Consider the following 24,262-nt stretch of genomic DNA (forward strand, 5'->3'; position numbering starts at 1 on the left):
ACCACCACCACCTCGACGCCACGACCCACCGCCCCCGACCCGGCAGACGACCCCCACCACCGCCGCGCCGGTCCCACCCCCACCCTTCTGACGCGCGGCGTCCTGAAGGGGTGCGACGACCCGGCAGACGACCCCCACCACCGCCGCGCCGGTCCAGCCCCCACCCTTCTGACGCGCGGCACCTTGCGACGGGCGAAACGGCCTTCCCCGGCCTGGTCACGGACCTGGCCGGTGGGGGCGACCGATGACCACCCTCCATCGAGCCGTCGGCGGGGGGCGGCGCCCCAGTCCTGAGACCAGCGACCGTCAGCTCCTCGGTTCCCACCCTCGGACCACGCTCGACCCCACGTGTTCGAGGGACGGTCAGGGGCGCGCGACGACGATGTACCGGTCGTCGGTGGTCTCGCCGCCCCAGAGCGCCGGCCCGGGCAGCGGCCGCACTTCCACCCGGGCGCACGAGCCCTCGACGATGCTCGCGCAGCGCTTCGCCGTGAGGCCCGCCCCCGTCGACCAGGTGCCCTCGACGAGCACGAGCCGACCGCCCGGGCGCAGGGCCCGCACCCACCGCACCACCGCCCTTTCGGGTTCGGGCAACGCCCAGAGCAGGTGCCGGCAGAGAACGACGTCGGTGCTGGCCGGCGCCAGGCCGGGGTCGCCAGCATCACCCAGGCGCACCACGGCCCGAGGCGACCCGGCGAGCTTGGCGTCGGCAAGCCGCACCATCGCCGGCGAGAAGTCGACCGCGTCCACGGTGTACCCGTCGTCGGCCAGGAGCCGGGTCAGGGTCCCGGTGCCGCAGCCCAGGTCGACGACGTCAGCCGGTGCGACGGGCAGCACCCCCAGCAGCAGCTCGCGCCACGCCTCGCGCACCTCGGGGTCGAGCAACCCGTGGTCGGGCGCCTCGTCGAAGGTCGCGGCCTCGCGGTCCCACAGCCCTGGGTCTGACGAGCTCAGGGGGCGAGCACACCGCACCCCGATGCCGTCCACGGGCAGCCCGCGCGACGGCATCCGGTCACTCCTCCTCGAGCTGGGCGAGGACGTCGTCGGGGATGTCGCCGTTGGCGAAGACGTCCTGGACGTCGTCGGAGTCCTCGAGGGCCTCGATGACGCGGATCATCTTCTTCGCGCCGTCGAGGTCGAGCGGCACCTGGAGGTTCGGCACCCAGGCGGCCTCGGCGGAGTCGTAGTCGACGCCCGCCTCCTGGAGCGCGGTGCGCACCGCGACGAAGTCGGTGGCCTCAGACACGATCTCCCACGTGTCGCCGTTGTCGTTGACCTCCTCGGCGCCCGCGTCGAGCACGATCTCGAGGAGGTCGTCCTCGCTCTTCTCCGCCTTGGGCACGATGACGACACCCTTGCGGTCGAACACGTAGCTCACGGACCCCGGGTCGGCGAGGGCGCCACCGTTGCGGGTCAGGGCGGTGCGCACCTCCGCCGCCGCGCGGTTGCGGTTGTCGGTGAGACACTCGATGAGCACGGCGACCCCACCCGGCGCATAGCCCTCGTAGGTGATCGTCTCCCAGTCCGAGCCGCCCGCGGTGGCCCCGGACCCGCGCTTGACCGCGTTGTCGATGTTCGTGTTGGGGACCGACGACTTCTTGGCCTTCTGGATGGCGTCGTAGAGGGTCGGGTTGCCGGCCGGGTCTCCCCCACCCGAGCGCGCCGCCACCTCGATGTTCTTGATGAGCTTCGCGAACAGCTTCCCCCGCTTGGCGTCGATCGCCGCCTTCTTGTGCTTGGTGGTCGCCCACTTGGAGTGGCCGCTCATGAATGCTCCCTCTGGTCTTGCGTGGCGGTGTGGTGCCTCACGATGTCGACGAACAGCTGGTGGACCCGGTGGTCCCCGGTCACCTCCGGGTGGAAGGAGGTGACGAGCAGGTCGCCCTGGCGGGCGGCGACGATCCTACCCGCGGCGGGCCCGTGCTCCACCCGGGCGAGGACCTGGACGGACTCCGCCGCCTCCTCGACCCAGGGCGCGCGGATGAACACCGCCCGCACCGGCTGCCCGCCGAGCTCTCGGATGTGCAGGTCCTCCTCGAAGGAGTCGACCTGCCTGCCGAAGGCGTTGCGGCGCACCGTGATGTCGATACCGCCGAGCGTCTCCTGGTCCGGGCGCGCGTCGGCGATGCGGTCGGCCAGCATGATCATCCCCGCGCACGAGCCGTACACCGGCATCCCCGCGGCGATCCGCTCGCGCAGCGGGCCCTGGAGCCCGAACGCCCGCACCAGCTTGTCCATCGTCGTGGACTCCCCGCCCGGGATGACGAGCCCGTCGACCGCCGCGACCTCCTCGGGCCGGCGCACCGTCGTCGTGCGCGCGCCGCTCGCCGCCAGGGCCGCGAGGTGCTCGCGCACGTCGCCCTGGACCGCGAGGACGCCGATGAGGGGGGTGCCGGTCACGACGCACGAGCGTACGTCCTCCCCCGAACCACCATCGCCTGCGTCGGCAGGTCGGCCGCCAGGACCCCCGACGTGCCGGACGTAGCGCGGGTAGCGTCGGGCCATGTCGCCAGCGCTCACCGACCGGGCCCGCGAGCTCGACGCCCGCCACGCCGCCACCGACCTGCGGGCCCGGTTCCGCCTGCCGGCCGGGGTCGTCTACCTCGACGGCAACTCCCTCGGGGCGCTGCCCGCCGGGGTCGCCGAGGCGGTCGCGGACGTCGTGCACCGCCAGTGGGGCAACGAGCTCATCGCGAGCTGGAACGACGCCGGCTGGTGGGACGCGCCGACCCGCGTGGGCGACGCGCTCGGTCGCCTCGTCGGCGCCGCGCCGGGACAGGTCGTGTGCACCGACTCCACGTCGGTCAACCTCTACAAGGCGGTCGTCGCCGCCGCCCGCATGCGACCCGGTCGCCGGGTCGTGCTCACCGACCCCGACTCCTTCCCCACCGACCTCTACGTGACGGATGCCGCGGCGCGCGTCGCCGGGCTCGTCGTCGAGCGGGTGTTCCCCGGCGACGCCGTCGCCCGCATCGCCGAGGTCGGCGACGACCTCGTGCTCGCCTCGTACTCGTCCGTCGACTACCGCACCGGCGAGCTGTGGGACCTCCCCGCGATCACCCGCGCGGCCCACGCGGTCGGCGCACTCTCCTGCTGGGACCTGTGCCACTCCGCGGGCGTGCTCGACGTCGGGCTCGACGAGCACGGAGCCGACCTCGCCGTGGGCTGCGGCTACAAGTACCTCAACGGCGGCCCGGGCGCCCCGGCCTTCCTCTACGTCGCCCACCGCCTCCAGGACGACTTCGACCAGCCGCTCGCCGGGTGGAACGGGCACGCGACCCCGTTCGCGATGGCACCCGACTTCGTCCCGGCACCGGGCATCACCCGGGGCCGGGTGGGCACCCCGCCCCTGCTCGGGATGCTCGCGCTCGAGGCCGCCCTCGCGGCGTACGACGGGGTCGAGCCGGCCGCTGCGCGCGAGCGCTCGCTGTCGCTCACGGGCTTCTTCCTCGAGTGCCTCGACACCCTCGTCCCCCACCTCGAGGTGGCGACCCCCCGCGAGCCCGCACGGCGGGGCTCGCAGGTGAGCGTGCGGCATCCACAGGCGTACGCCGTCGTCCAGGCGCTCATCGCGCGCGACGTCGTCGGCGACTTCCGCGAGCCGGACATCGTGCGGCTCGGGTTCGCCCCGCTCTACCTCACCCACGCCGACGTCCTGCGCGCCGCCGGGCACCTGCGCGACGTGCTCGAGCACCGCGAGTACGAACGGGCCCAGTTCCGCACCCGGGCCACGGTGACCTGACGGAGGGACGCGCCGACGCCCCGCTACGGTCGGAGGGTGACCCGCCCGACGCCGCGCCAGCGGCTCGCCGACCTCGCTCCGGGCATCGCGGTGCTCCGCGGCTACCAACGGGGCTGGCTCGGCCTCGACGTCGTGGCCGGCCTCACCGTCGGCGCGATGCTCATCCCCCAGTCGATGGCGTACGCCGAGCTCGCCGGGATGCCGCCGCAGTACGGCTTCTACGCCGTCATCGCCCCGCTCGTCGTCTACGCGGTCGTCGGCACGAGCCGGCACCTGGGTGTCGGGCCCGAGCCCGGCACGGCGATCCTCGCGGCGACCGGGGTCGGCGCGATCGCCGCCGGCGACCCGGCCCGCTACGTCGCCCTCATGGCCGGGCTCGCCCTCGTCGTGGGGACGATGGCCGTGCTCGGCGCGGTCGCCCGGCTCGGGTTCATCGCGTCGGTGCTGTCCAAGCCGGTGCTCGTCGGCTACATCACCGGCGTCGGGCTCACCCTGCTCAGCAGCCAGATCGCGGCCTTCACCGGCGTGCCCATCGAGGCCGACCGGTTCTTCCCCCGGGTGCTCGAGCTGCTCACCGGGCTCGACGAGGTCGACCCGGCCACGCTCGCCGTCGGCGCCACGACGTTGGCGGTCGTGCTCCTGCTGCGCCGCCACGCACCCCGGGTGCCCGGCGCGCTCGTCGCCGTCGCGCTGGCCACGCTCGTCGTCTGGGCGCTGCCCGGCGACGAGCCGGTCGTCCCGGTCGTCGGCGCGATCCCCGAGGGGCTGCCGGTCCCGGGGCTGCCCGCGATCACGCTCGACGACGTCGTGCGGCTGCTGCCCGTCGCGGCCGGGATCGTGCTCGTCGGGTTCACCGACAACGTCCTCACCGCCCGGTCGATCGCGGCCCGGCACGGCTACCGCATCGACCCCAACCGGGAGCTGCTCGCGCTCGGGCTGACCAACCTGTCGGCCGGCGTCTCGCAGGGCTTCCCGGTCTCGTCGAGCGCGAGCCGCACGGCAGTTCCCGCCTCCCTGGGCAGCCGCACCCAGCTCGTCTCGCTCGTCGCCTGCTCCGTCGTCGTCGCCACCCTCCTCGTGCTCAGCCCCGTGCTCGGCCAGATCCCCCGGGCGGCCCTCGCCGCGGTCATCGTGTCGGCGGCGATCGCCATCATCGACGTCGCCGGGTACCGCGCGCTGTGGCGGGTCAGCCGTCAGGAGGCCGTGCTCGCGCTCGTCGCCGCGCTCGGCGTCATCGTCGTCGACGTGCTCGTCGGCGTCCTGCTCGCGGTGAGCCTGTCGATCGTCGTGGCCCTGGGCCGGATGGCCCGCCCGCACGACGCGGTGCTCGGCGACCGCCCCGAGCTCGACGGCTGGGTCGAGGTCGACGCCCACCCCGAGGCCCGCACCGAGCCGGGGCTGCTCGTCTACCGGTTCGACGCGCCGCTGTTCTTCCTCAACACCGAACGGTTCCGCACCCGCGTGCTCGAGGCCCTCGAGGCCAACCCCGGCCGCGAGGACTGGCTCGTCCTCGACTTCGAGGGCATCGGCGCCCTGGACGCCTCCGCCCTCGACGGGTTGACCGACCTGCTCGACCAGCTCGCCGCCACGGGGGTCGCGCAGGTCGCCGTCGCCCGGGCCAACGAGGACGTCGTGCGCCGGCTGCGCCGGATCGCCCTCCTCGAGCCGGAGGGGCCGCTGCGGCACTATCCGACGATCAACGCGGCCGTGCGCGACTTCCGCCGGTTCCGGGCCGGGAGCGGCTGAGCCGGGCTACCAGCCGCGCTCGGCGAGGCGGTGCGGCTGGGGGATCTCGTCGACGTTGATCCCGACCATGGCCTCGCCGAGCCCCCGCGAGACCTTGGCGACGACGTCGGGGTCGTCGAAGAACGTCGTCGCCTTGACGATCGCCTCGGCGCGCTGGGCCGGGTTGCCGGACTTGAAGATGCCGGAGCCGACGAACACGCCCTCGGCGCCGAGCTGCATCATCATGGCCGCGTCGGCGGGCGTCGCGATGCCGCCGGCGGTGAAGAGCACGACGGGGAGCTTCCCGGCGTGGGCGACCTCCTTGACGAGGTCGTAGGGAGCCTGGAGCTCCTTCGCGGCGACGTAGAGCTCGTCGTCGGGCAGGTTCTGCAGGCGACGGATCTCCTGACGGATCTGGCGCATGTGGGTCGTCGCGTTCGACACGTCGCCGGTGCCCGCCTCGCCCTTGGAGCGGATCATCGCGGCCCCCTCGGTGATGCGACGCAGGGCCTCGCCCAGGTTGGTGGCCCCGCACACGAACGGCACGGTGAACGCCCACTTGTCGATGTGGTTCGCGTAGTCGGCCGGGGTGAGCACCTCCGACTCGTCGACGTAGTCGACGCCGAGGGACTGCAGCACCTGGGCCTCGACGAAGTGGCCGATCCGGGCCTTGGCCATGACCGGGATCGAGACGGCCTCGATGATGCCGTCGATCATGTCCGGGTCGCTCATCCGGGACACGCCGCCCTGGGCGCGGATGTCGGCGGGCACCCGCTCGAGGGCCATGACGGCCACCGCGCCGGCATCCTCGGCGATCCTCGCCTGCTCCGCGGTGACGACGTCCATGATCACGCCGCCCTTGAGCATCTCGGCCATCCCGCGCTTGACGCGGGTCGTGCCGGTGCCCGGGGCGTTCTGCTGCTCGCTCATGGCGCACAGTGTAGGTCCGCCGCGACCATGGCCCGGCCACGCCCGGCCCCCGCCGGTCGGCGTCAGCGGCCGAGTCCGGGGGGCGCCGCGTCGTCGAAGACGACCGGCTCCGGCAGGGCGGCGTACCCGGCGAGCCCGAACCACCGCACGGTGCGCTTGGCGCGCACCCGGCGCACGTCGCGCACGGCGTCGTTGTGGAAGCGGCGGGCCAGCTGGACCCGCAGCACGCTCGCCGCGACCCGGTCGAGCTCGTCGGCGACGAGGTCGTCGTGGCGAGCCCGCAGGTCCTGCACGACGGCATCCGGCAGGGCCGCCGACAGCGCGGCGGTGAGGTCGCTCTCGACGCCCTCACGACCACCGAAGTGCTGGCCGTCGAGCAGGTCGTCGGTGACCGGCTGCTCGGTGGTGCGCTCGAGCGACTCGGTCGCCGCGTCGGCGATGAGCAACGCGCTCGCCGGGTCGAGCACGCCGCTGTTGGCGAGCTCGAGCGCGGCCTCGGCACGACGGATGAGCTGCGCGTCGAGGGCCGACATGGCGCCCTCGACCTTCGCGTGCAGCCGGTCGAGCCGGGCCGCGGAGTACGAGAGGTACCACGCGACGGCGATGAGGAGGATGACCGCGAAGGTCGCGATCTGCAGCACGTCGACCATCAGCCACCACCTCCGGGCACCCCACGCACGATCCGGCCCCACAGGCCGTGCTGCGTCGGTTCGTCGGGCTCGCCGTCGGCGCCGGCGATGACGGTCTCGTAGACGGCCATGACGCGGTCGGCGACGACCTCCCAGTCGAAGAGCCGGGCCCGTTCGCGACCGAGCCGGTGCAGCTCCTCCCGGCGACCGGGCGTGGCGAGCAGGTCGAGCACCGCCGTCGCGAGCCCCTCCGGGGAACCCGTCTCGAACAGGATGCCGGTGCGCCCGCCGTCGAGGACGTCGGAGAAGGCGATGAGGTCCGAGGCGACGACCGGGGCCCCCGCCGCCATGGCCTCGACGAGGACGATGCCGAAGCTCTCGCCCCCGAGGTGCGGGGCGACGTAGGCGTCGACGGAGCGCAGCAGCGAGGCCTTGTCGGCGTCCGAGACGGTCCCGAGGGTCTCGACCGCGGTGGCGGCGCGCGGGTCGGCGGCCGCGAGCGCCTCCGCGGTGTCGCCGGGGCCGGCCACGAGCAGCCGCGCCCCGGGGTGCTCGTCGAGGACGGCGGGAAGCGCGCGCAGGGCGACGCCCAGGCCCTTGCGCGGCTCGTCGGCGCGCCCGACGAACGCCAGCGTGGGTCGCGCGGGCGTCCCGGTCCACGCCTCGGCCGGCGGCGCGCCCGCGAACCGGTCGACGTGGATGCCGTTCGGGATGATGAACGACTCGGCGTACAGGTAGCGCCGGATCGTCTCGCGGGCCTCCGCCGAGACCGTGATCCGGCCGCGGATCTTCTCGAGCGAGGGGCGCAGCAGCGGGTGGGCCGCCTGGAGCGCCCGGGACCGGAGCATCGCCGAGTGGAAGGTGGCGACGACGGGCTCGTCCGTCGAGGCCCACAGCGCCATGAGCGACGCCGACGGGTTGATCGGCTCGTGGAGGTGGAGCACGTCGAAGCGGCCCGCCTCGAGCCACCGCGTGACCCGCGCCGAGGTGACCGGGCCGAAGGTGAGCCGGGCGACCGACCCGTTGTAGCGCACCGGAACCGGTCGTCCGGACGACGTGAAGTACGGGGGCACGTCGTCACCCTCGTCCGACGGGGCGAGCACCGACACGTCGTGCCCCTGGCCGATGAAGTACTCGGCGAGGTCGCGCACGTGGAACTGCACGCCGCCGGGCACGCCCCAGGCGTACGGGCAGACCATCCCGATCCTCACCGCACCTCCTCGGCGGCCCGCAGCCGGGTGGGGTCGAGGTCCTCGAGGAAGACCGCCTGCAGCATGTGCCAGTCGCTCGTGTGCCGCGCGATGACCGCCCCGAGCACGTCGGCGCACGCCTGCGTCATCGCCGTCGCCCGCTCGCGGGTCGTGCCGCCGTCGGGCACGGCAACGGCCGGGTGGAACGTGATGACGATCCCCCAGCCCCGGCCGCGGCGTTCGTGGCGGATCGACACGGGGTGCAGCGGTCGCCGCTCGGCGAGGGCGAGCGCGGCCGGGCCGGGCGCCATCCGGGCCGGGTGCCCGCACAGGTCGACCTCCACGCCGCGGGCGGTGAGGTCGCGGTCGGCGAGGAGCGGGATGATGCCGGGCCGGCGGGCGGCGTCGCGCAGCGCCGGGAACGGGTTGACGCCGCCGGTCAGCGGGATGATCGTCATCCCGAGCGACTCCCGGAAGGCGAGGAACTCCTCGAAGACCTCCTCGGGCCGCAGCCGTTCCGCGACCGTCGTCACGGGGCCGAGGTGGGTCGTCCCCCAGGCCCCCGCGAGGTCCCAGTTGCCGAGGTGCCCGAGGAACGCGACGACCGACCCGCCCGCGGCGATGACCTCGCGGACCGGGCCGTCGCCCTCGACCCGCACCCGGTCGGCGAGGTCGTCGGGCCCGAGGTCCTGGAGCCGGAACGCCTCGCAGTAGTACCGCAGGTAGCGCCGCATGCCGTCGCGCACGAGGGCGTCCAGGGCCGTGGCGTCCAGCTCGGGACGCACCCTGGAGTAGTTCGCGCGCATGCGCTCCGCCCCACCACGCCGCACGGTGAGGTCGGCGGCCCGGTCGAACACCGCGTAGGCGACGCGCTCCGGCATCCGGCGGACCGCCCGCCACCCGAGCCGGTGCCCGGCGAGGGCGAGCCGGTCGGCCGCCGTGGACGACCGCGCCCTCACGCGGCTTCCAGCGCCTGGCGACGCACCTCGAGCATCCGCTGGACGACGGTGACGAGGCTCGCGAGCGCGAGGAGCGCCAGAACCACCCCGAGGACGGCCCAGGGCAGGTCGAGCAGGCCGGTGAGCCCGGTGGCGATGAGCACGACGACGAGCCGGTCCGCGCGCTCGGCGATGCCGACGTTCGCGGTCATGCCCAGCCCCTCGGCCCGCGCCTTGGCGTACGAGACGACGCTGCCGAGGATGAGGCACGCCAGCGCCAGCCCGGCCATGACCGGGGCGAGCTCGCCGTCCTCGCGGCCCGCGCCGGCGAAGTAGAGCACGAGGCCGCCGAAGATGGCGGCGTCGCCGACCCGGTCGAGGGTGGAGTCGAGGTAGGCGCCCCACTTCCCGGACCGGCCGATCCGACGGGCCATGATGCCGTCGAGGGTGTCGGAGAAGACGAAGCCGGTGATGACGAGGGTGCCGATGAGCAGCTCACCTCGCGGGTAGAACGCGAGTGCCCCGAAGCACACGCCGAGGGTGCCGATGATCGTGACGACGTCGGGGCTGATCCCGAGCCGGATGAGCACCGCCGCCACCGGGGTCAGCAGCTTGGTGGCGAAGGCGCGCGCGTATCGGTTCAGCATGGTGGGCCCAGCGTAGTGCGGAGCCGCAGCGGTGCTCGTCACACTCGCCGCGACCGCTTGTGCCGCGCGACCAAGTGGACAAATGTAGGGGCCATGAACGGCACGACACCCCAGGCCCCCACCGTCCACAGCACGACCGGCATCCGGAACGTCGTCCTCGTCGGACCGAGTGGGTCGGGGAAGTCCCGGCTGTTCGACCACGTCGTCGACGCGGTCGTCCCCGGTCGCGCCCCCCGGGGGGAGCCCGAGCCCACGACGGGGCTGCGCGCCGCGACCGTCTCGACCGGCAAGGCGGTGGTCACCCTCATCGACGCCCCGGGCAACCCCGACTTCGTCGGGGAGGTGCGGGCGGGGCTGAGGGCGGCGGATGCCGCCCTCTTCGTCGTCTCGGCGGCCGACGGCGCCGACGCCGCGAGCCGGGCCCTGTGGCACGAGTGCGCCCTCGTCGGGATGCCGCGGGCCGTCGTCGTCACCCAGCTCGACGCCCGTGACGCCGACTTCGCCGTGACGCTCGCTGACTGCCAGGCCCACTTCGGGTCCGGCATCCAACCGCTCGGCGTCCCGGTGCCCGGGGAGGCGGGCGCGGTCACCTCGATCGCCGACCTCCTCCTCGGCGAGGTCCACGACTACGCCGGGGGCGCCCGCACGGTGCGGCCGGCCGGTCCCGAGCACGCCGACGTCTTCGACACGTACCGGCCGGCCCTCATCGAGGGGATCATCGAGGAGTCCGAGGACGGTGGGCTCATGGACCGCTACCTCGAGGGCGAGGAGCTCGACTTCGAGACCCTCGAGAAGGACCTCCTCACGGCCGTCGCGCACGGCACGTTCCACCCCGTCCTGCCGCTGTCCGCCGAGACCGGGGCGGGCGTGGGGGTCCTGCTCCACCTCGTCGAGGCGGCGTTCCCGCACCCGGGGCTCCACCCCCTGCCGACGGTCCGGCCGGTCTCCGGCGGCGATGCGGTCGCCCTGACGCCCGACCCCGACGGCCCGCTCGTCGCCGAGGTCGTGCACACCGAGTCCGACGCCTACGTCGGGCACCTGTCCCTCGTGCGGGTGTTCTCCGGCACCCTGCGGGCCGACCGCCCCGTGCACGTCTCGGGCCACCTCGAGCTGCTCGGGGTGCCGACCGGCGAGGGGCACGCCGCCCACGACGACGACGTGCGCCCGGGCGCCCTCGCCGCACCCTTCGACGGTGAGCTGCTGCCGAAGTCCGAGGCGGTCGCCGGCGAGGTCGTCGTCGTGACCAAGCTCGCGAGCGCGCAGACCTCCGACACGATCTCCTCCCCCGACGCACCGCTCCTCGTCACGCCGTGGGCGCTGCCCGAGGCGCTGCTCCCGGCCGCGGTCGCCGCGGCCACGCGCGCCGACGAGGACCGGATGCCGGTCGCCTTCCGCGAGCTCGCCGCAGAGGACCCCTCGCTGCGGATCGAGCACGACGGCGCGACCGGCCAGGTCGTGCTGTGGACGACCGGTCCGGCCCACCTCGACCTCGTGCTCAGCCGGCTGCGCAGCCGCTTCAACGTCGGCGTCGAGCAGGTGCCCGTGCGGGTCGCCATGAAGGAGACGGCCGTGCGCCGGGCCGAGGCCCAGGGACGGCACGTCAAGCAGTCCGGCGGGCACGGGCAGTTCGCCGTGTGCCACCTCGTCATGGAGCCGCTGCCCCGCGGGTCCGGCAACGAGTTCGACGAGGTCGTCGTCGGCGGAGCGGTGCCGCGGCAGTTCATCGGCAGCGTCGAGAAGGGCGTCCACACCCAGCTCGGGAAGGGGCTGCTCGCCGGCTGGCCGGTCGTCGACGTCAAGGTCACCCTGACCGACGGCAAGGCGCACTCGGTCGACTCCTCCGACGTCGCGTTCCAGACCGCCGCGGGGATCGCCCTGCGCGAGATGGCCTCGGAGAGCACGATGTGCCTCCTCGAGCCCATCGACACCGTGACGGTGACCGTCGACGACGACTACCTCGGCGCGGTCATGACCGACATCGGCACCCGCCGTGGGCAGATCCTCGGGTCGGCCCCGGCCGAGGGCGAGCTGGGCCGCTCGGTGCTCGAGGCGGCCGTGCCCCAGCTCGAGCTGCTCGACTACGCCATCTCGCTGCGCTCGCTCGCCCACGGCACGGGCACCTTCCACCGCGAGTACCGCAACCACGAGCAGCTCCCCGACCGGCTCGCGAAGGACCACATCGGCAGCCCCCGCCACGGCTGACCCATCGGTTGACGCCGGCGTCGGGGCGATGGTCGCGGCGTCGGGCCGGCCGGCCGGGGCGATCGGTCGCGGCGTCGGGCCGGCTGGTCACGCCGTCGGAGCGGTCAGGCGGGCCAGTGCTCGACGAGGCGGGCCCGGACGTCCTCGAGGAGCATCGGGAGCGCCTTGGTGCGGGCGATGATCGGCAGGAAGTTCGCGTCACCGCCCCAGCGCGGCACGACGTGCTGGTGCAGGTGCGCGGCGACGCCGGCCCCGGCCACGGCGCCCTGGTTCATCCCGAGGTTGAAGCCCATCGGCGCCGAGGCCGACTCGAGGGCCCGGATCGCCGCCTTCGTCAGGGCGGTGAACTCCGCGGTCTCGTCGTCGGTGAGGTCGACGTAGAGCGCGACGTGCCGGTAGGGGCAGACGAGGACGTGCCCCGGGTTGTACGGGAAGAGGTTGAGGACGACGTAGCAGTGCTCGCCGCGGTGCACGATGAGCCCCTCGGCGTCGTCCCTGGCGGGCGCCGCGCAGAAGGGGCACCCGTCGCCGCCGCCCGGGTCGGGCCGGTCACCGGCGATGTAGACCATCCGGTGCGGGGTCCACAGGCGCTCGAACCCGTCGCCCTCACCGGGGAAGTGAGCGGGGTCCTCGTGCGCCGGCATGCCCCGATCCTAGGCGCGACACCCGGACCCCGGGCTCGGGTGCGAGTGGTCGGATCGCCCGGAGAGGGCGATGCTCGCTCAGCGCAGGTGACTCGCGCCGTTGAAGTCGAGCACGGCGCCGCTCGCCCACTCGGCGCCGGGCTCGGCGAGGCAGACGATCGCGGCGGCCACCTCCTCCGGGAGGGCCACGCGGTGGAACGGGCTCTGCGCCCGCGTGCGCTGCCCCGCCTCGCCCGCCAGGGCCGCACCGGCCATGTCGGTCTCGATGAAGCCCGGGGCGATGCTCGTCACCGCGATGCCGTGGGGGGCGAGCCGCTGGGCCATCGACTGCCCGAACGCGTGCAGGCCCGCCTTGCTCGCGCCGTAGGCGGGGATGTCCGGCTCGCCGCGGTAGGCCCCGCGCGAGCCGACGTTGACGACCCGGCCGACCGGCACCCCGTCGGCGGGGGGCACGTCGATCATCTGCCGGGCCACGCACCACGTGAGGTTGGCCGGCCCGAGGAGGTTGGTCGCGAGGGTGCGCTGCCACACCGCCACCCAGTCCTCGTAGTCCGTGTCCTCGAGCGGGTGGTCGCCCCGGCGGCTCCCCCGGCCCCCCGGTGGCGCGACGATCATCGCAGCGTTGTTGACGAGCACGTCGACCCGGCCGAGGGCGCCGGCGGCCGCGTCGGCGAGGCGGCGCACGGCATCCGGGTCGGAGAGGTCCCCTGCGAGCACGGCGTGGCCCGGTCCGGGGAGGCCCTGGAGGACGGCTTCGGCCCGGGCGAGGGAGTCGGGCGAGCGGTGGTGCACGACGACACGGTCACCGCGCTCGGCGAACGCGCGGGCGACGGCGGCGCCGACACCGCGCGAGGCCCCCGTGACGAGGACCCCACGCGAGGGGACGTCAGCCTGGCTCATCCGGCCACCCTACTGACGTCTGCGGGTCGTGCCAGACTCGGCGGATGCCGGTCCCGCCGAGCCGCCACCTCCTGCGTGCGCGCGACCTCGCCGACGGCCGCTACGCCGAGCCGCTCACGGTGGCCGACCTCGCGGCCGCGGCGCGCCTGTCCCCCGCGCACTTCAGCCGGGAGTTCCGCAAGGCCTTCGGCGAGTCGCCCCACCAGTACCTCCTGACCCGTCGCCTCGAGCGCGCCGCGGCACTGCTGCGCTCGACGGACTGGTCCGTCGCGCGGGTCTGTGTCTCCGTCGGGCTGACGAGCATCGGCTCGTTCACCGTGAGCTTCCGGCGGATGTTCGGGATGCCGCCCACGGCCTACCGCGCCGCCCACCCGCCCGCGGCAGACGTGGCGCGCGTCCCGGCGTGCGTCGTGCGCGCGTGGGGCCGGCCGCAGGTGCGCACGTTTCGAGAAGACGCGCGCACCCCCGCGGCGGTGGACTGGGGGACGCCCGGCAGGAGGGCCGGGACCACCATCACGAGCAGCACCGCACGAGAGGGAGAACGCACATGATCCGCATCGCCACCGCCCAGCTCTGGGTCCACGACCAGGACGAGGCGCTGAAGTACTGGACCGACCGGGTCGGGTTCGAGGTGCGCTCGGACGTCACCGTCGCCGAGATGGGGAACTTCCGCTGGCTCACCGTGGGCCCACCCGGACAGACCGACGTGGCCATCGTGCTCATGGCGATCCCCGGCCCGCCGATGGTCGACCCCGCCACCGACGAGCAGCTGCGCGACCTCATGGGCAAGGGTCTGGCCGGCACCGTCTTCCTCACGACCGACGACTGCCGCCGCACCCATGCCGAGCTCAAGGAGCGGGGCGTGGAGTTCATCGGGGAGCCCGAGGAGCAGCTCTACGGCATCGACGTCGGGTTCCGCGACCCGTCGGGCAACAACGTGCGCCTGAGCCAGCTCAACGCGGACTTCGGCTGAGCCGCAGCTCGAGGAGCCCGTCGTCCGGCTGGGCGAACCCGACCTGCTCGTAGAGCTCCCGGGCCTCGTCGGCGGCCTCGACCTGCATCCGCCGCACGTCGTGCTCGCCGCACCACCCGACCATGGCCCGCACGAGGGCCTCCCCGACGCCGCGGCCCCGTGCCGCCTCGGTGACGTAGAGGAAGCCGAGGTGCATCCACGCGTCGGCGGGGCGCCGCCGCGGGGTCGGCAGCTCGTGCACGACGGTGCCGTGGATCGTGCCGAGGGGGGTGTGGCGCCCGTCCTCGGCGAGGAGGGTGCACCTGGCCCGGTCGCGCAGCCACGCGTCGGCGAAGGTGTCGAGGTAGCGGGGCGGGACGTGCTGTCCCCACTCGCGCTCGGCCTGGAGGTGCAGCGCCGCGACCGCGAAGGCGTCGGTGGGCACGGCCTCGCGCACCCTGGGCGTGGCGTCGCTGTCCATGGACCCAGTGTGGCCCGTGGCCCCGGTTCCCCGCCGTGAAAGGGTGAGGCCCCGGGAAGTATGAGTTCCCGGGGCCTCGGCTGACCCGGCATGATGCTCCGAGTCTCACGAGATGGACTCCGCCCACCGACCACCCTCATCACCGGGTGGCTCCGTGCGGCAGAACCGCTCGGTCTGGTGCTCGGCCTTCTCTCGATCCCTCCGCCACCGAAGTGGTGGAGTGGGATATTTCTACGCCCGGCCGCGCTGCCCCGCAAGGGGTTTGGCCAAAGTTTCCCGACCATTTCGTCGGGTCGGCGTGTCGCACGGCGTGTCGCGTGACGGGCGGGACGTGACGTACCACCGCCCCCCCGGCATCCCAGATCGCGAGACGTGTCGAGACACACGCGGGCCGCCCGGGGGTCCGTCGGGCCGTCAGACCTGGCGCCGCTCGCCGATCGCCGCGGTGATCTCGGCGATCGCGTCGTCGACGGGGATGCCGTTCTTCTGCGTCCCGTCGCGGTAGCGGAACGAGACGGCGCCCGCCGACCGGTCGTCCTCGCCCGCGATGAGGACGAAGGGCACCTTGGCCTTGCTCGCGTTGCGGATCTTCTTCGGGAAGCGGTCGTCGCTCGCGTCGAGCTCGGTGCGGATGCCGTGCTGCCGCATCCGTTCGAGCACCCCCCGCAGGTAGCCCTCGAACTCCTCGGCGACGGGGACGCCGAGCGCCTGCACCGGCGACAGCCAGACCGGGAAGGCCCCGGCGTAGTGCTCGACGAGCACGCCGAAGAACCTCTCGATCGAGCCGAACTTCGCCGAGTGGATCATGACCGGCCGCTGGCGGCTCCCGTCGGCCGCCTGGTACTCGAGGCCGAACCGCTCGGGCTGGTTGAAGTCGTACTGGATCGTCGACATCTGCCACGTGCGGCCGATGGCGTCGCGGGCCTGGACCGAGATCTTCGGGCCGTAGTACGCGGCGCCACCCGGGTCGAGCACGAGCTCGAGCCCGGACTCGGTGGCGACGTCGCGCAGGACCTCCGTCGCGACCTCCCACTGGTCCTCGGACCCGATGAACTTCTCGCGGTTGTCCCCCTCGGTCTCGCGGGTCGACAGCTCGAGGTAGTAGTCGTCCATCCCGAAGTCGCGCAGCAGCGAGAGCACGAACTCGAGGAGGTGCTTGATCTCCGCCGGCGCCTGCTCGGCGGTGACGTAGGAGTGCGAGTCGTCCTGGGTCATCCCGCGCACCCGGGTCAGGCCGTGGACGACCCCCGACTTCTCGAAGCGGTAGACCGAGCCGAACTCGAACAGCCGCAGCGGGAGCTCGCGGTAGGACCGCCCGCGCGAGCGGAAGATGAGGTTGTGCATCGGGCAGTTCATCGCCTTGAGGCGGTACTCGGTGCCCTCGAACTCCATCGGCGGGAACATCGTGTCGGCGTAGTACGGCAGGTGCCCGGAGGTGTGGAACAGGCCGTCCTTGCTGATGTGCGGCGTGCCGACGTACTGGAAGCCCTCCTCGATGTGCCGGCGGCGGACGTAGTCCTCCATCTCGCGCTTGACGATGCCGCCCTTGGGGTGGAACACGACGAGGCCGGAGCCGAGCTCGTCGGGGAAGCTGAAGAGGTCGAGCTCGGCGCCGAGCCGGCGGTGGTCGCGCTTCTCGGCCTCGGCGAGGCGGTCGAGGTAGGCCTTCAGGTCGTCCTTCGTCGGCCACGCCGTGCCGTAGACGCGCTGGAGCTGGGGGTTCTTCTCCGACCCGCGCCAGTAGGCGGCGGCGCTGCGGGTCAGCTTGAAGGCGTTGCCGAGCACCTTGGTCGTCGGCACGTGGGGGCCGCGGCACAGGTCGCCCCACGCGCGGGTGCCGTCGCGGCGCACGTTGTCGTAGATCGTGAGCTGCGCGCCCCCGACCTCGACCGACGCCCCCTCTGCGGCGGACTCCGAGGCCCCGCCCTTGAGGCCGATGAGCTCGCACTTGTAGGGCTCGTCGGACAGCTCGGCGAGGGCGTCGGCGTCGGAGACCTCGCGGCGCTCGAAGGTCTGGCCCTCGTTGACGATGCGCTGCATGACCTTCTCGAGGGCCTTGAGGTCCTCGGGCGTGAACGGTGTGTCGACGTCGAAGTCGTAGTAGAAGCCGTCGCGGATCGGGGGGCCGATGCCCAGTCGGGCGTCCGGGTGCACCTCCTGCACGGCCTGGGCGAGCACGTGCGCGGCGGAGTGCCGCAGCACGTCGAGGCCGTCCTGCTCCGCGGTGGTCACCGGCTCGACGGTGTCGCCGTCGGCCAGCACGTGGGCGAGGTCGCGCAGCTCGCCGCCGACTCGGGCGACGAGCACGGCCCGGTCGCCCGCGAAGAGGTCGCCCGCCGTCGTGCCCTCCGCCACCGATCGCTCGGTGCCGGCGACGTGGACGGTGATCTGGGCAGCCATGGTCGGGTCTCTCCTGCGGTGACGGGGGGCGCGGGCCTGCTCGACCCGCCAGCCCAGCCTACTGACCCGCTCGTGCACCGGTCGCCGGGGTTTCGCTCAGGCCGGGTGCACGGCCCGCGAGAAGCGCCCGGTCGTCCTCCAGTGCCGGAGCCGGTCCACGGTGACGTCGAGGTAGTCCTGCGCCTCCGCGCGCAGCGAGGCCGTGCTGCTCGCGAAGAGGCTGTTGGCCAGCAGGAGCTGACGGGCGGCGACGAGGGCCTCGAGCTGCTCCTCGGTGACGTCCGGCAGGTCCCGGACGTCGGCGTACCCGGCGCGCAGCGCGGCCTCGGCCGCCGGGTGGCCGTCGCGCAGGTAGAAGGTCGAGATCGCGAGGTCGAGCGCGGGCGCGCCGATGCCGGCGTCGTCGACGTCGAAGACCGCGACCCGCCCACGGTGCCACTTCAGGTTCCCCCCGTGCAGGTCGGCGTGGATCACGACGGGTCGCGTCGACCGGGCGACCTCGTCGAAGCGTCGTCGGCACTCGACGAGGGCGTCGTCGAGGACGGCCGTGTGGGGGGCCCGGACGTCCGGGCCCACGAGCAGGTTGTCGTCACCGAACAGCGGCTCGTCGTAGCACGGCAACGCCGCCCCCTCGGGCAGCACGAAACCCTCCGCGTGGTCGTGGAGGAGCGCCATGGCCCGTCCCAGCGCGTACGCCTGCTCCTCGTCGCACTCCCCCACGTCGTCGCCGTCGAGCCACGACGCGACCGTGACGCGCAGCGCGGCCCCCCACGCGGCGCAGTCGACGTCGACCGCCCACCGCCCGTCAGGCGTGCGCAGCGGGTCGGGCACGAGGACGTCGGTGTCGCGGGCCAGCGCGTGCAGCCACTCCTGCTGCGCGACGACGTGGGCCGCGGTGCTGTGCGAGTTCGTGTTGACACGAAGCGCGAGCCGGCGCCCGTCGTCGGTGTCGACCCGGAAGGTCGTGTTGTACCCGTGGAGGACGAGGCCGAGGTCGCGCACGACGAGGCCGAACCGCGACGCCGCCTCGAGCGCGACGGGGCGCAGCTGCGCCACCTGCTCCGCGGCATCCATCGCGGTGTAGGCCACCCCCGGCCCCCCGCCGCCGTGCGCGCTCATCCGCCAAGGCAACCACGACCGGCGCCCCGGCGTCACCGTCACGACGGGAGTGCACCGTCCGAGCGCCGGTCGGGGGGCGGGGGCGCCGCCGGGTCCTCCGGTTCCCGCCCCACGACCTGTCCGATGATCCGGGGCAGGTGCTCCCCGACGAGGGGCACCTGCTCGACCTGCTGCTGCAGCTGCGCGACGGCCGGCACCGTCTCGGCGAGCGGGGTGCGGATCGGACCCGTGTCGGTGGGCACCGAGGCGTGCGCGTTGCTCTCGCGCAGCTCGCGCGCGAGGCGCTCGGCCTCGAGGACGAGGGCGCCGTAGGTCGGCCACGCACGGGGGTCGTCGAGAGGGGTGCGGCGCACCTGCTCGCTCAGGTCGTGCAGCGCGTCGAGGGCTCGCTCGACGTGACGCTCGACGGCCTCGCGGGACTCGTCGGTCCACACCCCGAAGTCGGAGATGGCATCGCCGACCTCGTCGAGCACGCCCGCGTAGCGCTCCAGCCAGTTCGCCGACGGCGCCGGATGCCGGTCCGCGTCCTCCGCGGTGTCGACGAGGGTGCGCGCGATGCCACCGACCTGCCACTGGGCCCGGCGCACGGCCTCGACGGTGCGCAGGTAGCCGTCCCAGTCGATGCGGGCCGGGCGCAGCCGGTGCCGCCAGTTGAAGCGGGTGCTCTCGCGTCCGGTCTCGACGACGCCCAGCACCTCCGGGACGCGGTCGCCGAGGTCGGTCGCGGTGTCGTACCAGCCCCGGGCCCGGTCGGCGTCCCACGTGCCCCGCATCCCGTCGGCCATGTCCTTGAGGACGTCCTGGACGCGGGTCGTCAGGTCGCGCAGGGCGTCACGGGGCTGGTCGAGGTGCATCGGTGCCAGGACGACAGCGTTGACGGCGACCCCGACGACCCCCCCGAGGACGGTCTGGACGATGGTGAGGTAGGTGAACTCGGTGTCCGTGCCCTGCACCGTGAGGAGCGAGAGGAGCACCATCGTCGGCACCTGGATGCCGTGGTCGCCGAGCAGGGGCCAGCGACCGATCAGGAGGGCGACCATGAGGACGGGGACCATCGTCCACCACGTCACGCCGACGAGCGATCCGACGAGCCAGGCGATGCTCATCCCGAGGACCACGGCGGCCACGCGTCGTGCGCTGGCCCCGATCGAGCGGACCATCGTGCGGTCGACGACGAGCAGGGCCGCCATCGGCGCGTAGAAGGGCACCGGGCTGTCGAGCAGGTGCACGGCCAGCTGCCATGCGAGCACCGTGGCGACCGCGGCCTTGAGCAGCAACAGCCCCTCGGCCCGCTCGACACCAGGGGTCGTGAACGCCGCCCGGACGGCCGCGGCCCACCCCCCGAGGGTCGCGATGACCCGGCTCGGCAACCCGCGCGCGTCGACGACCTCGACCTCACGGCTGACCACCTGACGACCTTAGCGAGCCGTCACCGTCCGGTCACCCCTCGAGGGTGAGCACGAGGTGCGTCGTCTCGGCGTCCCTGGCCGAGCGCAGGGCCGCGACGGTGCGCCCGCCCTCGTGGGCCACGGCGAGCTCGACCGTGCCGGGCAGGAAGAGCGGCTTGGTGAACCACACCCGGCTCGTCGAGGGGCCGAGCGACGTGCGTCCCAACGTCGCGAGGGTCCGCGCGTACGACCACATGCCGTGGGCGATGTGCCGGGGGAAGCCCATCGCCCGCGCGCTCAGCGCGTGCAGGTGGATGGGGTTGACGTCGCCCGACACCCCGGCGTACGAGCGACCGAGGTCCTCGGGTAGGCGCCAGCGGGCGACGGCGGGTGAGACCGGCCCGGCCGGGGGCGCCTCGCCCCGGGGGGCGTCCTCCTGGCCGCGCCCGCGGCTGAGGTAGACGCTGTCGCACTCCCAGACCAGCTCGTCGCGCACGCGGGCCTCGAGCCGCACGTCCACGGTGCGGCCGCGGCGGTGCGGCCGCACCGCACCCGCCGTCACCGACAGGGTGAGCGGGTCGGCGGCGTCGAGCCGGCGGTGCGTCGTCACCCGGTTCTCCAGGTGCACCATCCCGGGCAGCGGCAGGGGGAAGTCCCGACGGACCATGAGGGCGGTCTGCACCGGGAAGGCGAGCACCCACGGGTACGGCTGGGGCAGGGCGTCGTCGACGGCGTGGCCGGTGAGGCGCTGGTAGGCCGTGAGGCGGTCGCGGTCGACCCGCACGCCCTCGACGACGAGCGTGCGTTCGGGCATGGTGTCGCCGTGCCTCAGCCTGGCCGTGAGGGCCGCCCGCACGAACAAGGGCGCGGTCGACGGCATCCCGGCGAGCGTCTCCAAGGCCACGTTAGGCACCCAGCACGCTCTGGCCGCAGACGCGCACGACGTTGCCCGTGACGGTCGCCTGCGCGTCGGAGGCGAAGTACGCGATCGTCTCGGCGACGTCGACGGGCAGCCCGCCCTGGGCGAGGCTGTTGAGCCGGCGGCCGAGCTCGCGGGTCGCGAAGGGGACCCGTGCCGTCATCTCGGTCTCGATGAACCCCGGCGCGACCGCGTTGACGGTGATGCCCCGGCGGCGCAGGCCCCGGTCCGCGGCGTAGGCGTCGACGAGGCCGATGACCCCGGCCTTGGATGCCGCGTAGTTCGTCTGCCCGCGGTTGCCGGCGATCCCGGCGATCGACGAGACGAGGACGACGTGCCCGCCGTCGCGCAGCCCGTCCTTGCCGAGGAACGCCTCGTTCATCCGCAGGATGGAGCCGAGGTTGACGTCGAGCACGGACCGCCACCGGTCGGCGTCGGTGTTGACGAGCAGCTTGTCGCGGGTGATGCCGGCGTTGTGGACGACGACGTCGAGGCCGCCGTGCCGTGTCCGGGCGTGCTCGAGGACGCGGGCCCCCGCCTCGGGCCTCGTGACGTCCGCCTGGAGTGCGGTGCCGCCGATCTCGTTCGCGACGACCGCGAGGGCCGCCCCGGCCGGGGGAACGTCCACGCACACGACGGTGGCGCCGTCGCGGCCCAGCGCGCGGGCGATCTCGGCGCCGATGCCGCGGGCCGCGCCGGTCACGACGGCGACCTTCCCTGCGAGCGGCTCGTCGGGGTCGGCCGGGGTACCCGCCTCGCCCTCGCCGACGTGGAGGACCTGGGCGTCGACGTAGGCCGAGCGCGCGGAGAGGAGGAACTCGACGGTGCCGAGCGCCGCGACCTCCGAGCCCGGCGCGAGGAGCACGAGGTTCGCGGTGGCCCCGGAGCGCAGCTCCTTGGCGACCGAGCGGGTGGCGCCCTCGAGGGCGCGTTGCGTCGCCCGCTGGGCGGGGGTCGAGGCACGGGCCGGCTCGCGGCCCACGACGACGACCCGGGCGCACCGGCCCAGGCGCCGCAGCGCCGGCGACAACGTCGCGCGCAGCGCCTCGAGGTCGGCCGGGGTGGCCGCGGCCGACAGGTCGACGACGACCCCGCCCAGCCGCCCCTGCTCCGGCAGCTCGTCGACGAGCGTGGCACCTGCCGAGGTCAGCCCGTCACGCAGCGCAGCCAGGGCGGGGGTGGCCCCGTGGCCTCCGACGAGCACCGGCCCGTCGACGAGCGGCCGACCGGGCACGTGGCGGCGCAGCGGGACGGGCTGGGGAAGCCCGAGGGTCGTCGCGACCTTCTTCCCGACTCCCGAGGAGACGAACGCCGTGTAGCCGTCGCGGTGCGCCATGTCAGGCCGCCTCGAGGATCGCGACGACGCCCTGGCCGCCGGCGGCGCAGATCGAGACCAGGCCCCGCGAGCCCGGGCCCCTCTCGTGGAGCAGCTTGGCGAGGGTGGCCACGATGCGGCCGCCGGTGGCGGCGAAGGGGTGCCCCGCCGCGAGGGAGGACCCCGCGACGTTGAGCCTCGTGCGGTCGATCGCGCCGAGCGGCGCGTCGAGCCCCAGGCGCTCGCGGCAGAAGGACTCGTCCTCCCAGGCCGCGAAGGTCGACAGCACGGTCGCCGCGAACGCCTCGTGGATCTCGTACAGGTCGAAGTCCTGGAGCGTCAGCCCGTGGCGGGCGAGCAGGCGCGGCACGGCGTACGCGGGGGCCATGAGCAGGCCCTCGTCGCCGGTGACGTAGTCGACGGCGGCGGTCTCGCCGTCGACGAACCAGGCGAGCGGCTGCAGTCCGTGCTCGGCCGCCCACTCCGGCGAGCCGAGGAGCACGGTGGAGGCGCCGTCGGTGAGCGGGGTCGAGTTGCCCGCCGTCATCGTGGCGCCCTCGCCGGCCCCGAAGACCGGCTTGAGCTTGCCGAGCTTGTCGAGGGTGGAGTCGGGGCGCAGGTTCTGGTCACGGGTCAGCCCGAGGTAGGGCGTGAGCAGGTCGTCGAAGAAACCGCGCTCGTAGGCCGCGGCGAGGTTCTCGTGGCTGGCCAGGGCGAGGGCGTCCTGCGCCTCACGGGTGACGCCCCACCCGGCCGCGGTGACCGCCATGTGCTCGCCCATCGAGAGTCCCGTGCGCGGCTCGGTGTTCGCCGGGACCTGGATCCCCAGGTCCGTCGGGCGGAAGGCCAGGGCCGCCTTCGCACGGTCGGTCGATCCCTTGGCCCGGCTGAGGCGCAACAGCTTCCGGCGCAGCTTCTCCGGCACGACGACGGGCGCGTCGGACGCGGAGTCGACCCCGCCGGCGATGCCGGACTCGACCTGGCCGAGCGCGATCTTGTTCGCCACGAGGATCGTGGCCTGCAGGCCGGTGCCACAGGCCTGGGTGATGTCGTAGGCCGGCGTCGTCGGCGCCAGGCTCGAGCCGAGCACCGCCTCCCGGGTGAGGTTGAAGTCGCGGCTGTGCTTGATGACGGCACCGGCGACGACCTCGCCGAGCCGCTCCCCCGCGAGCCCGTGCCGGGCGACGAGCCCCTCGAGGGCCGAGGTGAGCATGTCCTGGTTGGAGGCCTCAGCGTAGGCGCCGAACTGGCGGGCGAAGGGGATCCGGTTGCCGCCGAGGACGGCGGCGCGGCGGGGGGTGGTCACCGGTGAACGCTCCTTGTGGATCGGTGCTGCGGGACGGGTCCTCTGTCGACGAAAGGTACCCGGTACGGAAGGTAACAGGTACTGTCGGTTCCTGCTACCGTCCGGCCATGGGTGCGACCCACACGACACCGGACGGACGCAGCTCGCGCTGGGACGAGCACCGCCTCGCGCGGCGGGCCGAGCTCGTCGACGCCACGCTCCGGGCCATCCGACGACACGGTGCCGGGGTCGGGATGGACGAGGTCGCCGCCACCGCCCGGACCTCCAAGACGGTCTTCTACCGGCACTTCACCGACCGTGCCGGGCTCTACACCGCCGTCGCCGAGCGGGTCGACGCGACGATCATCCGCGGCCTGACCCGCGCGGCCGGTGACCCGGCCCCCGACGGCGCCCGCGCCGTCGTCCGGGGGGTCGTCGCCGCCTACCTGCGGCTCGTCGACGACGACCCCGAGGTGTACCGCTTCATCGTCAACGCCCCGATCGTCCCGGCCGGCGAGCGCCCCGAGGGCGACGTGGCCGCCGGGATGACCGGCCGGATCGCCGCCCACGTCGCCGACCTCGTGGCCGAGGGGCTCGCGGGCGGCACACCGGGCGGCACACCGGGCGGCCCCGGGGTGCCGGCCCTCGGGACGGCACCCGGCGGCGCGGCCGACGGGAGGGCCTGGCGGTTGTGGGGCGTCGCCCTCGTCGGCATGGTTCGGGCCACGGCCGACGCCTGGCTGGCCGCCGGGGGCGCGCAGACGGGTCCGAGCGCCGACGAGCTGGCCGACGACCTCACCGCCCTCATCTGGGACGGGCTCGGGGCCGTCGCGACGTCACCGGGACGGGTCTGAAC

Annotated in this window: 23 protein-coding genes; 6 read left to right on the top strand and 17 right to left on the bottom strand. The window is 74.0% G+C overall.

The annotated features are described in order from the left end of the window. Positions 1–363: 363 nt before the first annotated feature. From ABD899_RS14435 to pdxT, 3 genes are read right to left on the bottom strand one after another with little or no spacing between them, the layout of a single operon-like run. Complete coding sequence (locus ABD899_RS14435; RefSeq protein WP_345207233.1) at positions 364–1,008, bottom strand: class I SAM-dependent methyltransferase; 645 nt, start codon at positions 1,006–1,008, stop codon at positions 364–366. A gap of 4 nt (positions 1,009–1,012) precedes the next feature. Further along, complete coding sequence (locus ABD899_RS14440; RefSeq protein ID WP_345207235.1) at positions 1,013–1,768, bottom strand: YebC/PmpR family DNA-binding transcriptional regulator; 756 nt, start codon at positions 1,766–1,768, stop codon at positions 1,013–1,015. Beyond that, complete coding sequence (pdxT, locus tag ABD899_RS14445) at positions 1,765–2,400, bottom strand: pyridoxal 5'-phosphate synthase glutaminase subunit PdxT (protein ID WP_345207237.1); 636 nt, start codon at positions 2,398–2,400, stop codon at positions 1,765–1,767. Before pdxT ends, ABD899_RS14440 begins: the two co-directional genes overlap by 4 nt. Before the next feature lie 103 nt (positions 2,401–2,503). Here pdxT and kynU point away from each other — a divergent pair, with 103 nt between their 5' ends. Next, entirely contained in the window at positions 2,504–3,742 is a 1,239-nt protein-coding gene (gene kynU, locus ABD899_RS14450; protein WP_345207239.1) for a kynureninase, read from the top strand. A 36-nt stretch (positions 3,743–3,778) separates the two neighbouring features. Next, a complete protein-coding gene (locus ABD899_RS14455) occupies positions 3,779–5,488 on the top strand; it encodes a SulP family inorganic anion transporter (RefSeq protein ID WP_345207241.1) in 1,710 nt (569 codons plus the stop codon). A 6-nt stretch (positions 5,489–5,494) separates the two neighbouring features. Here the strand turns inward: ABD899_RS14455 and pdxS are convergent, their stop codons facing one another. The 5 genes from pdxS to pgsA all read right to left on the bottom strand — a co-directional run bounded on the left by pdxS (position 5,495) and on the right by pgsA (position 9,801). Beyond that, on the bottom strand, positions 5,495–6,397 hold the full coding sequence (gene pdxS / locus ABD899_RS14460; RefSeq protein ID WP_345207243.1) for a pyridoxal 5'-phosphate synthase lyase subunit PdxS: 903 nt from the start codon (positions 6,395–6,397) through the stop codon (positions 5,495–5,497). 62 nt (positions 6,398–6,459) lie between these two features. Next, the gene (locus ABD899_RS14465) at positions 6,460–7,047 is read right to left on the bottom strand and encodes a hypothetical protein (protein ID WP_345207245.1); all 588 of its coding nucleotides are present in this window, start codon (positions 7,045–7,047) and stop codon (positions 6,460–6,462) included. Further along, complete coding sequence (locus ABD899_RS14470; protein WP_345207247.1) at positions 7,047–8,237, bottom strand: glycosyltransferase family 4 protein; 1,191 nt, start codon at positions 8,235–8,237, stop codon at positions 7,047–7,049. Before ABD899_RS14470 ends, ABD899_RS14465 begins: the two co-directional genes overlap by 1 nt. Next, complete coding sequence (locus ABD899_RS14475) at positions 8,234–9,175, bottom strand: phosphatidylinositol mannoside acyltransferase (RefSeq protein ID WP_345207249.1); 942 nt, start codon at positions 9,173–9,175, stop codon at positions 8,234–8,236. Before ABD899_RS14475 ends, ABD899_RS14470 begins: the two co-directional genes overlap by 4 nt. Continuing rightward, a complete protein-coding gene (gene pgsA / locus ABD899_RS14480) occupies positions 9,172–9,801 on the bottom strand; it encodes a phosphatidylinositol phosphate synthase (protein ID WP_345207251.1) in 630 nt (209 codons plus the stop codon). The genes ABD899_RS14475 and pgsA overlap by 4 nt, the downstream gene beginning before the upstream one ends. A gap of 93 nt (positions 9,802–9,894) precedes the next feature. On the opposite strand from pgsA, the gene ABD899_RS14485 reads away from it, so the two are divergent. Next, entirely contained in the window at positions 9,895–12,003 is a 2,109-nt protein-coding gene (locus tag ABD899_RS14485) for a GTP-binding protein (RefSeq protein ID WP_345207253.1), read from the top strand. Between the two features lie 104 nt (positions 12,004–12,107). Here the strand turns inward: ABD899_RS14485 and ABD899_RS14490 are convergent, their stop codons facing one another. After that, the gene (locus ABD899_RS14490) at positions 12,108–12,647 is read right to left on the bottom strand and encodes an HIT family protein (RefSeq protein ID WP_345207255.1); all 540 of its coding nucleotides are present in this window, start codon (positions 12,645–12,647) and stop codon (positions 12,108–12,110) included. Between the two features lie 78 nt (positions 12,648–12,725). Continuing rightward, positions 12,726–13,547: an SDR family NAD(P)-dependent oxidoreductase gene (locus tag ABD899_RS14495; protein ID WP_345207257.1), complete on the bottom strand. Its 822-nt coding sequence runs from the start codon at positions 13,545–13,547 to the stop codon at positions 12,726–12,728. Positions 13,548–13,591: 44 nt separating this feature from the next. On the opposite strand from ABD899_RS14495, the gene ABD899_RS14500 reads away from it, so the two are divergent. Together ABD899_RS14500 and ABD899_RS14505 are read left to right on the top strand one after the other, a co-directional pair. Then, complete coding sequence (locus ABD899_RS14500) at positions 13,592–14,098, top strand: helix-turn-helix domain-containing protein (RefSeq protein ID WP_345207259.1); 507 nt, start codon at positions 13,592–13,594, stop codon at positions 14,096–14,098. After that, the gene (locus ABD899_RS14505) at positions 14,095–14,520 is read left to right on the top strand and encodes a VOC family protein (protein WP_345207261.1); all 426 of its coding nucleotides are present in this window, start codon (positions 14,095–14,097) and stop codon (positions 14,518–14,520) included. Before ABD899_RS14500 ends, ABD899_RS14505 begins: the two co-directional genes overlap by 4 nt. On the opposite strand, the gene ABD899_RS14510 is transcribed toward ABD899_RS14505, so the two are convergent. The 7 genes from ABD899_RS14510 to ABD899_RS14540 all read right to left on the bottom strand — a co-directional run bounded on the left by ABD899_RS14510 (position 14,501) and on the right by ABD899_RS14540 (position 23,427). Continuing rightward, complete coding sequence (locus ABD899_RS14510; protein WP_345207263.1) at positions 14,501–14,980, bottom strand: GNAT family N-acetyltransferase; 480 nt, start codon at positions 14,978–14,980, stop codon at positions 14,501–14,503. The two genes, ABD899_RS14505 and ABD899_RS14510, sit on opposite strands and share 20 nt — an antisense overlap. A gap of 414 nt (positions 14,981–15,394) precedes the next feature. Continuing rightward, on the bottom strand, positions 15,395–17,380 hold the full coding sequence (gene thrS / locus ABD899_RS14515; RefSeq protein ID WP_345207265.1) for a threonine--tRNA ligase: 1,986 nt from the start codon (positions 17,378–17,380) through the stop codon (positions 15,395–15,397). A 96-nt stretch (positions 17,381–17,476) separates the two neighbouring features. Continuing rightward, positions 17,477–18,499 carry a phosphotransferase enzyme family protein gene (locus ABD899_RS14520; protein ID WP_345207267.1) on the bottom strand — a complete coding sequence of 341 codons (1,023 nt, stop codon included), beginning with the start codon at positions 18,497–18,499 and terminating at the stop codon, positions 17,477–17,479. A gap of 38 nt (positions 18,500–18,537) precedes the next feature. Beyond that, positions 18,538–19,908, bottom strand: coding sequence for an FUSC family protein (locus ABD899_RS14525; RefSeq protein WP_345207269.1), 1,371 nt, complete (start codon positions 19,906–19,908; stop codon positions 18,538–18,540). A 31-nt stretch (positions 19,909–19,939) separates the two neighbouring features. Beyond that, positions 19,940–20,791 carry a MaoC/PaaZ C-terminal domain-containing protein gene (locus ABD899_RS14530; RefSeq protein ID WP_345207271.1) on the bottom strand — a complete coding sequence of 284 codons (852 nt, stop codon included), beginning with the start codon at positions 20,789–20,791 and terminating at the stop codon, positions 19,940–19,942. Between the two features lies 1 nt (position 20,792). After that, complete coding sequence (locus tag ABD899_RS14535) at positions 20,793–22,142, bottom strand: 3-oxoacyl-ACP reductase (RefSeq protein ID WP_345207273.1); 1,350 nt, start codon at positions 22,140–22,142, stop codon at positions 20,793–20,795. A gap of 1 nt (position 22,143) precedes the next feature. Beyond that, positions 22,144–23,427 (bottom strand): acetyl-CoA C-acetyltransferase, encoded by a 1,284-nt coding sequence (locus ABD899_RS14540; protein ID WP_345207275.1) that lies wholly within the window; start codon positions 23,425–23,427, stop codon positions 22,144–22,146. A 107-nt stretch (positions 23,428–23,534) separates the two neighbouring features. Between ABD899_RS14540 and ABD899_RS14545 the strand changes: the two genes are divergently transcribed. After that, positions 23,535–24,260 (top strand): TetR family transcriptional regulator, encoded by a 726-nt coding sequence (locus tag ABD899_RS14545; protein WP_345207277.1) that lies wholly within the window; start codon positions 23,535–23,537, stop codon positions 24,258–24,260. The last annotated feature ends 2 nt before the right edge of the window (positions 24,261–24,262 follow it).

The organism is Fodinibacter luteus, from assembly GCF_039541575.1.
Taxonomy (GTDB): domain Bacteria; phylum Actinomycetota; class Actinomycetes; order Actinomycetales; family Dermatophilaceae; genus Fodinibacter; species Fodinibacter luteus.